This is a genomic window from Pseudanabaena mucicola FACHB-723 (assembly GCF_014696385.1).
Classification (GTDB): domain Bacteria; phylum Cyanobacteriota; class Cyanobacteriia; order Pseudanabaenales; family Pseudanabaenaceae; genus Pseudanabaena.
Window position 1 is genome coordinate 1 of the sequence record NZ_JACJQB010000061.1, and the last position, 12,706, is coordinate 12,706.

Here is a 12,706-nt window from a genome sequence, read left to right on the forward strand (position 1 = left end):
TTCCCTATGCTTGGCAAGAGAAAGGGACGGGTTTAAGCTTACCCAGTCAACGCAGTAAGAGGTTAAATGTCGTGGGTTTGATGAATCGAAACAATGACTTATCTGCTTATGTTTTTGAACGCAGTATCACCAGTGCAGTCATTCTCGCTTGTATCGATGACTTTGCTCGTCAATCTACCAAGCCAACAGTGATTGTTATGGATAAAGCCTCTATTCATACCAGTCAACTGATTCAAGAGAAATTAGAGCAGTGGAAGAACCAGCAAGTTGAGATTTTCCAGTTACCCCCTTATAGTCCCCAGTTGAACTTGATTGAAATTTTGTGGCGTTTCATGAAGTATGAGTGGATTGAACTCAATGCATATGAATCTTGGGAAAGTTTAGTCTCTTATGTTGAAAAAGTTCTTCGAGACTTTGGTTCAACTTATGTAATTAATTTTGCTTAGCTACTTAATTGGGCAATTACGCCATTTTTTTGCTGCACCTTCTCAATCATTCGCATGACTGGGTGTATCGCATTCACTTCATTGTCGCGATATGCGCCAATCAAAAGCAGTGATTGACATGCCGTTGTTCCTAAAATTTCTAATAGTTGTAATGAAGCCTGATCTGCCCATTGTAAATCATCTAAAAAGATGACTAGGGGATGTTCTTTTTTGGCAAATACATGAATCAGTTTTTGAAAGACGCGGTTAAAAAGATTTTGCGACTCGTTTGCCAGTAAGTTCCTCGGATCTACTGCTATGGAATCTTCTCCCTGCTTACCGATGATGATTTCTAAAGAGGGGATTAATTGCGTCATCATCCGATGATGTGTACCCAGAGCCTCTATAATTTGCGATCGCCATTTGTTTAAACTCTCCTCACTCTCCGTTAGCAATTGCTTAATCAATTCCTGCAAAGCTTGAATGATTGCCAAATAGGGAATATTACGCTGATATTGCTCAAATTTGCCAGAAATAAAATGCCCCCGTTGTCTAGCGATTGATTTATGGATTTCTTTTACCAAACTTGATTTGCCGATCCCTGCATAGCCCGACACCAATACCATCTCTACATCATGATCATGCGATGCTGATATGCGCGTAAAAGCGGCGACTAAATTCTCCACTTCCCTATCTCTGCCATACAGTTTCTCCGATATCAAGAAGCGATCAGCAATATCCTGCTGCGCTAAAGGAAATAGCTCGATTGTTTGCTGATTTAATAAGGAATGCAAACATTGCTCTAAATCGACCTTGATTCCCCATGCACTTTGATATCTTTCTTCCGCATTTTTCGCAATCAGTTTTAAGATAATTTGTGATAAGGCTAGGGGGATTTGTGGCTCAAGTAAGTGCGGTGCAATCGGCTCTAGGGCTAAATGTTGATGAATTAACTCAAGGGGATCATTACAAATAAAGGGCAAGCGTCCCGTTACCATTTGATAGAAGGTAATGCCCATCGAATAGATATCAGTACGATAATCAATCGATCGGTTCATCCTTCCTGTTTGTTCAGGTGAAATATATTCTAAAGTCCCTTCTAGTATTTGATTTTGACTAAAAGAGATGGTCTCTTTGCTTAAAGCTGAGGCAATCCCAAAGTCAATAATTTTTAATTGTTTTGTATTGGAATTAACGACTATATTTGATGGATTAATATCTTTATGGATGACGTTTGCAGCGTGAATTTCGCCAACGCCTTCACATATTTGGATTGCTAATTTCAAAAAATCAATTAAATTCAGTTTGGTGTTATTTAATAACCCTGCTAAAGATATACCGCCAAAGTCTTCTAATATCAGAAAGAATCTATGGTTATAACGTTCTAGTCCATAGGCTTTGATCACAAAGTTAGATGCTAAATTTTTCGTGATTTCGTATTCTAGTTTGTATCTGCCAAGAGCCTGAAATGATGGGAAATCCGTATTTAAAGCCTTGAGAATAACTGGCAAGTTGTCGCTCTGACGGATGCCACGATAGACCTGAGAGTTCGTGCTTTCATAGATTTGCTCGACAACTTGATGATTCGGGATATTGACTAGCATATTTTAGTCATAGCAGGAAATCTAGAGATTTATCTAGTCTAACTGCAAATTATCCGAAATTGCGATCGCAATTCTATAGCTACAGCCTGCCCCGCCAATGATTAACGCCATGGGGCGGCGCTAATCATTGGCGGGGAAACTCTAGATCGCCTATCCAAAAATCTCGGCAGGGTCGGCTGACTGGACTTTGCGTAACGAAATTGTCCCTGAAATAATACACATAAAGATCGTTAACAACAGCACAGGAATTGCTTTGTCCCAAATATAGAGTGGCAAGAAAGTCGCATTTTTGGTGAGATTATACATGCCAAAAGAAATTCCTAAACCGGGAATAAATCCTAAAATTGCTAATACAATCGCCTCTTGAATGACGACTTGGGCTAGATATAAATTGCTATAGCCCATTGCTTTGAGGGTGGCATATTCCGCAAGGTGATCGGAAACATCGGTGTAAAGAATTTGATAAACAATAACGATGCCGACAATAAAACCCATGATTGTACCAAGGGTAAAGATAAATGCGATCGCAGTGCTTTTTTGCCAATAATTTTTCTCAAAATCAATGTAGCCCTGTATGGTCATGATCCGCGTATCATCGATGGCTGCATCCTGAGTTAGCTTCAGATCTTCTAGCGTTAAATCAAACTTAGAAATTATGACCTTCTCTTTATTCTCTTCGCGAATGACTTTGCCATCAGCCCCGACAGTTTCTTTATACAAAATCTTAATTCTCTTACCGTCTGGCTGTAGCTTTTCGCGAGGTAGCACAACCATTTCATCGGTTTGGTTGATTACAAATTCGCGCATGACAGCGTAGGGTGAAGCATTCGGCTTTAAGTTAATCAAACCTAAATTAATTAAACCCTCTCTACGATTATCAAAAATCCTCAGAAAGTTAGTGTTACTAGTGATGATTGAACCATCGGCGGCAAAGGATGTACCTAACTCAAATAACCCCCCAATTGTTAGTTTTCGGTTCGCCACTTCACGAGTCACCAAATTTTTGCAAGCAAAAGCTTCGTCAGTAAATTTGGTTCTGAGTTCAAAAACGCCGCAATTGCTAACGATGGGGCCAAAGTCAGGACGAGAAGCCCGATCAAAAAGAACGACATCTTCGGTTTTGACCAGATCAATATTTGATGAAGTTCCTGCAATCTTAAATATTTTGGCATCGGGATCGGCTCCCAATACCAAAATATTGCGAGTCTGTCCCGCAGGATCTTCTTGAATTTTCCAAGCCGCCAATCCGATATAAATAGAATTGACCGATTCAACGCCATTCATACCCAAGGCTTGAAAAAGACGACGTTGCGAAAAGTTACGCATCCCGACGAGGTTAGTCGATTGGGGGCTAATGATCACCAAATCACCAATTAAATTAGTTTGCAGTCGCACAGCGCTAGTGAAAAGGGCATCACGAAAACCCAGTTGCATGAAAATCAATACAACTGCAAACGTAATTCCTGCGATCGCAACTAGCAATCGACTCTTTTCATAGGTAAGTTGTAGCCAAGCAAGTGGCACTGCAAAAATCATAGATTTAGTAGATTTATTAGTCGTTTATGGGACTTTTATGAGGCATTTATGGGATTGATCGAGCTTTCCTAGGGTTCAATCTTGACTCTAACTTGTAAATTGGTAAGTCCTGAAACCTTACTACTATCATCTAGCTTGATCTTAACCTCGACAATCCGAGCATCGGTTTTAGCCGCAGGATCAGTTCCCAATACATCATTTTTGGCAATCCGTAGACCAATGCTATCGACTTTCCCTGTAATTGTCCCTTCAAATGCTTCACTGATCACCGTCGCTTTCTGCCCAACTTTCACCTTGCCAATGTCAGTTTCATATATTTCTGCAACCACATACATCTGACTGGTATTGCCAATTTCGACCACGCCATTGGTTTGGCTGACAACTTCCCCAGTTTTAGAATTAATCTTGAGAATCTGCCCATCAATCGGCGCACGCACTTGTGCTAAATCGAGATCAACTTCTGCGCTCTTGACATTGACCAAAGCTGTTTGTAACTTCGCCTCAGCCAGTTGAATATCCGTGGGTCGGACTTCCCTCACACTACTCAGCAATCCTTGCGACTGTCGTAACTGGAACTGCGCCTGTTGGATTTGCTGCTGAGCCTGCACAAGCTGCCCTTGTAAAGTCTCCACCTTAAAACGATAGGTATCGAGAACAGTCTGCGAGATTGCTCCCTCTTTATAAACTGCCAGAAATCGATTGTAGTCACGTCCTGCAATTTCCAGTTCCGCTTGAATTCTGGCGGCATTGGCTTCCAAGGATTTAATATTGGCGGCAGCCGCAAGCACATTTCCTTCCTGAGCAACGATATCACCACTTTTTGCCCCTGCTCTGACATTAGCCAAATTGCGATCGCTTTCTTGGGCTTGGCTCTGGGCTTGCAGTAAGGCGGCAACCGCACGGTCATAACTATCGAGAATAGCGATGACCTGTCCCTGTTTGACTATATCTCCTTCTTTAACCATCAATTTGATGATCCGCGATGTCCCCAGTGCTGATGGTGAAGCAACTTTGACGACCTCTCCCTGTGGTTCTAGGCGGCCTAAGGCACTAATTTCCCTTACTAGTTCTTTAGTAGTGTTGCTAACATTAGCAGGCTCAGTTGTGGTGGGGGTGCTGCCAAAACGACCAAACACAAACCAAGCACTACCACCCATGACCGCTAATGCAATTGCGATCGCAGGAATTAAGAATTTATTAGAGCTTTTAGGCTCTAGAGCATTTTTCATAGTGCTAGCCTTATTTCTGGAAGAGTTACTTGTACTCTCAGATATATTACTGACTTCTTCCGCCTGTTCATCCAACTGCATATTTTCTTTATTCTATAGTGAAGCACAGGGTGGTATTTCCCAACCCAAAGCCGGAAACAAAGCCCTGTAACTCGCTCTGTTGCAAATTTATATTACTCAAGCAAGATTTCAAAACTAGCCAATATGCTACCAAGCTATACCAGTTTGTCTATACCTGAGACATCCTACGCTTAGGTTAGATTAATAGTTTGTAACAGTTTGTTTCTTAATGAAGCAATTAAATCAAATCATTCATTGAGTCAAACACTATAACGCCAATGTGGAAATCTGGGAAACTTTTATTTCTCTAGAAAACCAAAAAAACTGCGAGGAAACATATGCCTAGACTTGTGGGGAAGAAAAATAATTCTGTTCTATATACTGGCTTAGCTATGTTGATAGCTGCTGTAGGAATCATCGCATTAGAATACTTTGGCGTAGTTGATTTGATCCCTAATTTTGGGAAAGAGACTGAAGTAAGACGGGATTCTATTAATCAACCAGTAAAGACCAGTAAACCTGTCAATTAAGATTAATTTTCATCAAATTTAGGAGAATATTGTAATGCGTGATGGAAAAGGAATGATTGGTAAGCCTATAGTTGCTTACGATTCTGGAGAAGAGTTCAAGAATATTGTAGACTTGATTTTTGATCAAGAAAGCAATCAGTTATTGGGGTTTCTTGTTGATGAAGGTGGTTGGTTTAGCAATGCTTTGGTACTACCTTTAACGAATATTCAGGCGATTGGTGCTGACGCAGTGATTGTTGCTTCTAGAGATGCGATCGATTCTGCTCAAGAATTCCCTGAAATTCAAAGCATTTTAGAAAGAGACAATATCTTGAAAGGTACAAGAATTATGACCATTGACGGTCGTGATTTGGGAACAATGGTAGACCTTTACTTTGACGATACTAGTGGTGCGATCGAAGGATACGAAGTGTCTGGCGGCATTTTTGCCGATGCTTATTCTGGACGCTCTTTTGTACCTGCCCCTGACACCCTTAAAATTGGTGAAGATATTGCCTTTGTTCCTTCCGAAACTGCTGACTTGATGCAAGAGCAAGTTGGTGGGATTAGAGGAGCGATGCAAACTGCTAGTGGAAAAGTGCAAGAAATGGCTCAGTTTACAGGTGAGAAAGCTCAAGAAGCAGCTCAATTTACTGGCGAGAAGTTTCAAGAAGCGACGACATTTGCAGGTACTAGCTTTACTAATGCTGTCATTGATCCTGAAGAGCAGGAAATTTTTGTATTAGGGAAAGTTGCTCAAAAAACTTTAGAGACTAATGATGGGATACCTTTAATTTTAGAAGGACAGGTAGTTAATCAATCGCATGTCTTGGCAGCGCGAAACCTGAAAATGACTAATGAGCTATATCACATCGCTGGAGGAAGTGCTACCACTCGGTTAGGCGAAAACTTGACAGACGCATTAACAGGCATGGGCGCAAATATTGGCATTGATCAGACTCAGGGTAGGCGTGTTAGTAGGATGATTTTTGCAGATGAAGGTTCAGTTGTGGCGGTAGAAGGGCAAATCGTAACTCCAAAGGTAATTGAAAGAGCGAAAGAACATCATCGAGAACAAGCTTTGTTAGAAGCAGTTGGATTAACTACAGGTGATGCCCTCAAGGTTACTGGCTCTAATGTCGGGCAACAGGTCAAAGATGGCGCGAAGGGATTATGGGAGCAGGTGAAAGAAACTGCCAGCAATCTGCAAGAACATGGAACTCAAGCGATTGAAGAAAAGAGAATTAAAGGCGCTTTGGGGCGACCTGTAACGCGCGTGATTCTCGATCGCAATGATGAGGTGATTTTAAATGTCGGTGAATTGATTACGCATCAGGCGATCGCCATTTCCCGTGATGCTGATGTCCTAGAAGTCTTACTGGACTCAGTTTATACAGAGACTCCCAACCTATCTCTAGACGATTTACGCGCTCCTGATTCTGGCAAAGCCGCCTTAAATTAATTAATGCATTATCTAATATTAGCCACAGATTACGATGGAACCTTAGCGAAGGATGGACAGGTATCAGGGGAAACTCTCGATGCTCTTAAGCGCCTCCAAAAATCAGGACGCAAGCTGATTTTAGTGACAGGCAGACAACTCGAAGATCTGATCGCGGTCTTTCCTGAGACTAGTCTATTCGATTGTGTTGTGGCTGAAAATGGAGCCGTAATCTATTTTCCTACCACTCGTGAAGAATTACTACTCGGTGACTTGCCGCCTGAGAAATTTATCAATGCTTTGCGATCGCGTAATATCGATCCTCTATCAGTCGGCAAAGTGATCGTGGCGACATGGGAACCCAATGAAACTGAAGTGCTAACCGCCATTAGAGAACTGGGATTAGATCTACAGGTCATTTTTAACAAAGGTGCAGTAATGATTTTGCCCGCAGGCGTTAACAAAGCTTCAGGGCTAAGCGCAGCGCTTGATAAAATGGGTCTATCTGTTCGTAACACCGTTGCCGTTGGTGATGCCGAGAATGATCTAGCTTTTCTAAAACTATGTGAGTTCTCTGTTGCCGTCGCTAATGCTTTACCATCGGTCAAGAATGAAGTAGATTGGGTGACGGAAGCGAGTCGCGGAGAAGGTGTAGTTGAATTAATTGAGAGATTATTAACCTTAGACCTGACCGAAGATCTCCGCGAATCCTCGATTTTGCCCAATCGTCACCGTATCTTATTAGGTACACTCGATGGCGATCGCGAAGCATATATTCAGCCACTTAATCGCAATATTTTGTTGGCGGGAATCTCTGGTGGCGGCAAATCAACGTTAGCGACAGGATTAATTGAGCGGTTTATTAATAAGAGCTATCAGGTCTGCATTATTGATCCTGAAGGAGACTATCAAAGTTTTGATCAAACGGTAATCTTGGGCAATGCTCAACAGATTCCTACTGCCGCAGAGGTTTTAATGGTTTTAAGTAAGCCAGAACAAAACCTAATCGTTAATTTAATGGGAGTGAAAGTTGATGATCGCCCATTATTCCTTGCTCAATTACTACCTTCTCTATTGGAAATGCGGGTGCGAACTGGACGACCCCATTGGATTGTTATTGATGAAGTGCATCATATGTTTCCCTCATCTTGGGATGCGGCGGTAACTTTGCCACAGTCAGTTAATGGCATTCTCATGGTCACAGTGCATCCTGAACACGTCGCAACTTCAGCTTTGTCTCTCATCGATACATTAATTGCTGTTAAGTCACCGATGCAGACCTTCACTGATTTCTGTAATACGGTAGGACATCAGCTACCCAATGCTCCACTTCCCACACAACTGGCTTCAGGATCGGCGGTTGCTTGGTTTATCAAAACTGAAGATCAACCATTTCAATTTAAAGTAACTCTCCCTGTGCAAGAACGTCAACGGCATATGCGGAATTATGCTGAAGGGAATTTGGGCAATGATCGCTGTTTCTTTTTTAGAGGTGAGAATGATCAATTAAATCTCAAAGCCCAGAACCTGATCATGTTTAACCAACTTGCCGCAGGCGTTGACGATCGCACTTGGTTACATCATTTACATTCACAAGATTACTCAAAGTGGCTCCAAAATTCGATTAAAGATGAATCCTTAGCGAAGGAGGTCAGTGAGATCGAAACAACTGTAGATATTTCGCCCACTGATAGTCGCGATCGCATTAAATCAGCCATTGAGAAACGCTACACCTTACCTGCCTAATCAGTTGCCGATCTATCAAGTTTCAATGCGTTCCTATACAAATCAAGTAGGTTAGCAATTTTGGTATACATGATTTCAAACAGCGCCCAGTTAAAGTCTTCTTAGTAAGATAACAACCTTAAAACACAGCCGTGATAATCGCTTGTGTTTTGAGGTGATAGACAGGAGATTCATAATGAGAATTGCCCAAATTGCACCACTATGGGAGCAGGTTCCTCCCCCCGCCTATGGCGGTACTGAACTTGTGGTCAGCTTACTCACCGAAGAATTAGTTAAGCGTGGTCATGATGTTACTCTATTCGCTTCAGGAGATTCCACAACTTCAGCCAAATTAGAATCAGTCCATCCTAGAGCCTTACGCTTAGATAATAGTGTTAAAGATCCAAATATCTATGACATGTTGAATATGAGTCGCGTTTATGAGAATGCTGATCAATTCGACATTATCCATTCCCATGTTGGTTGTGTCGCATTACCCTACACAAATTTAGTAAAAACGCCCACAATTCATACTCTCCATGGCATTTTTACAGATGACAATGAGAAACTATTTAGCCATGTGCGAAATCAACCATTCATTAGTATTTCTAACTCACAGAGGGATACAGATTTAGGTTTAAACTATGTATCCACAGTTTATAACGGTATTGCTCCTAATACTTATAACTTATAACTTCTATCCCCAGCCAGAACAGCCACCGTATCTGGCTTTTTTGGGCCGAATGTCGCCCGAAAAAGGAACACACTTAGCCATTGAAATTGCAAAGCGTTCTGGATGGCATCTCAAGATGGCTGGAAAAGTTGACGCTGTAGATGTGGAATACTTTGAGAGCCAAATTCTACCCCATATTGATGGCGAGCAAATTACATTTCTTGGCGAGGCAAATCATCATCAGAAAAGTATTCTCATGGGTGGAGCCGTGGCTACTCTCTTCCCAATTACATGGAAAGAACCATTTGGGTTAGTAATGATTGAATCAATGGTTACAGGAACACCTGTGATCGCCATGAATTTAGGCTCTGCACCTGAGGTGATTGCTCATGGGGTCAGTGGATTTCTCTGCCAGACTGTTGCTGAATGTGTAGATGCGATCGCAATTGTTGATCAGCTAGATCGCCGTGCTTGTCGAGATCATGTCCTGATGAACTTCACGGCAAAACGTATGGCAGATGGTTATGAAGCAGTATATCGAAAGATTTTGGCAGAGAAATATTCTCGAAACGGTCAGAAGCGCGATTTGGTAATGCAAACCCATTAAAGAATTAGTGACGCAAAGCGCCACCAATTCTTTAATACAAAAAGAGAGGAATATTATGTTGAGTTTGAATAGACAGGCGATCGCGCTCATTTCCGATCATGCTGATCCTGCGGCGGATGTGGGATGCGAAGAGGCAGGTGGACAAAATGTATATGTCCGTCATGTGGGCGAAACCCTTGCAGCGCTTGGTTGGCAAGTAGATATGTTTACACGTAAAGTCCATGCTTATGATGACGTGATTGTGCAGCATTCACCCCACTGTCGAACGATCCGACTCAAAGCTGGTGCGGAGGCTTATATTCCTAGAGATCGCTTGTTTGAGCATATGCCAGAGTTTGTGCATTCATTTCAAGCATTTCAAAGAACTCAGGGTATGAATTATCCCTTAATTCATACTAATTACTGGCTCTCAGCTTGGGCAGGAATGGAATTGCGAAAAACCAGTAATATCCAGTTGGTGCATACTTATCATTCCTTAGGAGCCGTGAAATATCAATCTTTAGTAGAAATTCCTCAAATTGCCAATACTCGTTTGAGGGTTGAGCGAGAGATTTTAGAACGTGCTAATTGTGTTGTGTCAACTAGTCCCCAAGAGCAAGAGACTTTGCGATCGCTGGTTTCCCATCGTGGTCAAATTGAGGTTATTCCCTGTGGCACTGATACGGCTAACTTTCGCTTAACCTCCAAGGCTCATGCTCGCGCTAAATTGAAACTAGATAGCCGCGAGAAAATTATGCTCTATGTCGGTAGATTTGATGAACGTAAAGGGATCGAGACTTTGGTAAGAGCCTTTGCCCTACTCAAAAGTCATGATCTCCAAAATCTCAAACTGATCATTGTTGGCGGTAGTTCCGAAAATATGCCCGATGGTGATGAGAGAAAAAGGATTGAACATATTGTTAATGAATTAGGACTGCAAGATTTTACAGTTTTTGCGGGTCGAATTGGGCATGATATTTTACCAATTTACTATACTGCGGCGGATGTATGCGTGATTCCTAGCCATTATGAACCATTTGGATTAGTGGCGATTGAAGCAATGGCTTGCGGTGTCCCTGTGGTTGCCTCTAATGTCGGTGGCTTGAAATTTACGATTATTCCTGAAGAAACAGGGCTATTAGTTGAGCCAAGAGATATCGAAGCTTTTGCTAATGGTATTCATCGGATTCTGTTTGATGAATTATGGGTTAGGAAAATGCGGAAGCAAGCATCAGCAAATGTGAATCAGCGCTTTAGCTGGGCAGGAGTTACCATTCAACTGAGTGAACTCTATCGTCATGTGTTAGCGCGATCGATTATGCATGAGCAAGCTTGGAGTTACAAGATGCCAAGTATTACTAGATCGGCGTAGGTTTATCAATTTGCATGTTCCTTATATTCCCTCGGTGTGAGTATAAGGAAAATCTTCAATTCCACATCATCAGGGCTTACGCAAAAACGAATTGAAATCTACATTTTGCCATAGTGGTAATTCCTGAACTGCTATTACATTTCGTTCTTTTGCGTAAGCCCTAATCCTAAATAACTCAAAGAGAAATCACCATGAAAACTATCAACATTGGACTTACTGATACTCAGCGTCAAGGCGTAATTGACCTACTCAATCATGATCTAGCAGACAGCTATTTGCTACTAGTCAAAACCAAGAAATACCATTGGGATGTAGTTGGCCCCCAATTTATGACTTTGCATAAACTATGGCAAGCACATTATGAAGCTCTTACGATTAATGTCGATTTGATTGCAGAACGGATTAGAACGCTCGGTGGCTATCCTGTCGGCACAATGGAAGGATTCCTCAAAATCTGTTCTCTCAAAGAAGATGCTGGTAAAATCCCTACAGCTACTGGGATGGTATCGCATTTGCTAGCGGATCATGAACAAGTTGTCCGCAATCTTCGTGAACATATTGAGCAATGTAGCAGCAAGTTTAAAGATGACGGAACCGCAGACTTTCTCACAGGTTTGATGGAGCAGCATGAACAAATTTCATGGATGCTGCGTTCTTTTGTTGAAGGTGAAGGGGTTGAATCCAACGGTGCAAAGCCAGAACCTAATAAAAAAACTGTTGGAGTTTAAAAAACTCTTCAAACCCTAAGTAGAGAGTGGCGGAGCTTCGCTCCGCCACTCTCTACTTAGGGTTTATGTCTTTACCTTGAAAACCCAGAGCAACCCAATAATTAAACATATGTCTATTTTTCCCTTAGCACCCCTAATTATCTTGCTGCTTGGATTAGTTTCTACAGCATTGCTTGGCTTCGGCTTGTATTTTGTAATTGGTTGGTTTCTGGGTTCGATTACAGTTGTCGCTGTATTTGTCTCAGGTATCGTCATGTTAGTTTTTAGCTTATTAGGACGCTTTGTGATTCTATGGCTGCTGGCTAGTCCCGCCGAGAATGAACCAACACCTTCGCGTTCTAGAGAGGTTGAACAAATTCAGAGACCCGATGGAACAGATATTCATGTTGAATTCTTTGGCGATCGCGATGCTCCACCAATCATTTTTACACACGGATGGAGTTGTAATAGTACGCATTGGTACTACATCAAACAAGCTTTAGAAAATGAATTTCGATTAATCCTCTGGGATGTGCCGGGGACAGGAAAATCGGGACAAGTTCCTGATAATGACTATAGTATGAAGAATTTAGCAACTGACCTTGAAGCTGTCCTAGATTTAGCAGGAGATAAACCTGCACTTATCTTTGGACATAGTATGGGAGGCATGATTTTATTAACATTCTGTCGTCTATTTCCCCAACATTTAGGAACGCGCGTGGCAGGTATTGGCTTAGTTACAGCAAATTGAGATCAAGAGCACCACAAAGAACTTACCTAAGGCGCTGAAAAACGATACCGCAGTGATGGAACCAATTGAGAGCATTATCGGCAGTGAT

10 protein-coding genes and 1 pseudogene are annotated in these 12,706 nt (G+C 41.9%); 8 read left to right on the forward strand and 3 right to left on the reverse strand.

What is annotated here, in order from left to right; all coding sequences use genetic code 11:
* Positions 1-446, forward strand: a 446-nt coding sequence (locus tag H6F41_RS17385; RefSeq protein WP_190401965.1) for an IS630 family transposase, incomplete at its 5' end; no start/stop codon positions are given.
* Here the strand turns inward: H6F41_RS17385 and H6F41_RS17390 are convergent.
* The 3 genes from H6F41_RS17390 to H6F41_RS17400 form a co-directional block, all read right to left on the reverse strand.
* Positions 443-2,029: an ATP-binding protein gene (locus tag H6F41_RS17390; protein WP_190404732.1), complete on the reverse strand. Its 1,587-nt coding sequence runs from the start codon at positions 2,027-2,029 to the stop codon at positions 443-445. The two genes, H6F41_RS17385 and H6F41_RS17390, sit on opposite strands and share 4 nt — an antisense overlap.
* Positions 2,030-2,179: 150 nt before the next feature.
* A complete protein-coding gene (locus H6F41_RS17395; RefSeq protein WP_190404733.1) occupies positions 2,180-3,565 on the reverse strand; it encodes an FtsX-like permease family protein in 1,386 nt (461 codons plus the stop codon).
* Positions 3,566-3,633: 68 nt separating this feature from the next.
* Positions 3,634-4,875: an ABC exporter membrane fusion protein gene (locus tag H6F41_RS17400; protein ID WP_190404734.1), complete on the reverse strand. Its 1,242-nt coding sequence runs from the start codon at positions 4,873-4,875 to the stop codon at positions 3,634-3,636.
* 317 nt (positions 4,876-5,192) lie between these two features.
* Here H6F41_RS17400 and H6F41_RS17405 point away from each other — a divergent pair, with 317 nt between their 5' ends.
* The 7 genes and pseudogenes from H6F41_RS17405 (at position 5,193) to H6F41_RS17435 (ending at position 12,618) form a co-directional block, all read left to right on the forward strand.
* The gene (locus tag H6F41_RS17405) at positions 5,193-5,384 is read left to right on the forward strand and encodes a hypothetical protein (RefSeq protein WP_190404735.1); all 192 of its coding nucleotides are present in this window, start codon (positions 5,193-5,195) and stop codon (positions 5,382-5,384) included.
* Between the two features lie 34 nt (positions 5,385-5,418).
* The gene (locus tag H6F41_RS17410; protein ID WP_190404736.1) at positions 5,419-6,825 is read left to right on the forward strand and encodes a PRC-barrel domain-containing protein; all 1,407 of its coding nucleotides are present in this window, start codon (positions 5,419-5,421) and stop codon (positions 6,823-6,825) included.
* 3 nt (positions 6,826-6,828) lie between these two features.
* Positions 6,829-8,550: an HAD-IIB family hydrolase gene (locus H6F41_RS17415; RefSeq protein ID WP_190404737.1), complete on the forward strand. Its 1,722-nt coding sequence runs from the start codon at positions 6,829-6,831 to the stop codon at positions 8,548-8,550.
* Positions 8,551-8,725: 175 nt separating this feature from the next.
* Positions 8,726-9,809, forward strand: a pseudogene (locus H6F41_RS19420) (glycosyltransferase family 4 protein).
* 55 nt (positions 9,810-9,864) lie between these two features.
* The gene (locus H6F41_RS17425) at positions 9,865-11,160 is read left to right on the forward strand and encodes a glycosyltransferase (RefSeq protein ID WP_190404738.1); all 1,296 of its coding nucleotides are present in this window, start codon (positions 9,865-9,867) and stop codon (positions 11,158-11,160) included.
* A gap of 191 nt (positions 11,161-11,351) precedes the next feature.
* Complete coding sequence (locus H6F41_RS17430) at positions 11,352-11,888, forward strand: Dps family protein (RefSeq protein ID WP_190404739.1); 537 nt, start codon at positions 11,352-11,354, stop codon at positions 11,886-11,888.
* Positions 11,889-11,997: 109 nt separating this feature from the next.
* Positions 11,998-12,618: an alpha/beta fold hydrolase gene (locus H6F41_RS17435; protein WP_242023098.1), complete on the forward strand. Its 621-nt coding sequence runs from the start codon at positions 11,998-12,000 to the stop codon at positions 12,616-12,618.
* Positions 12,619-12,706 lie beyond the last annotated feature (88 nt).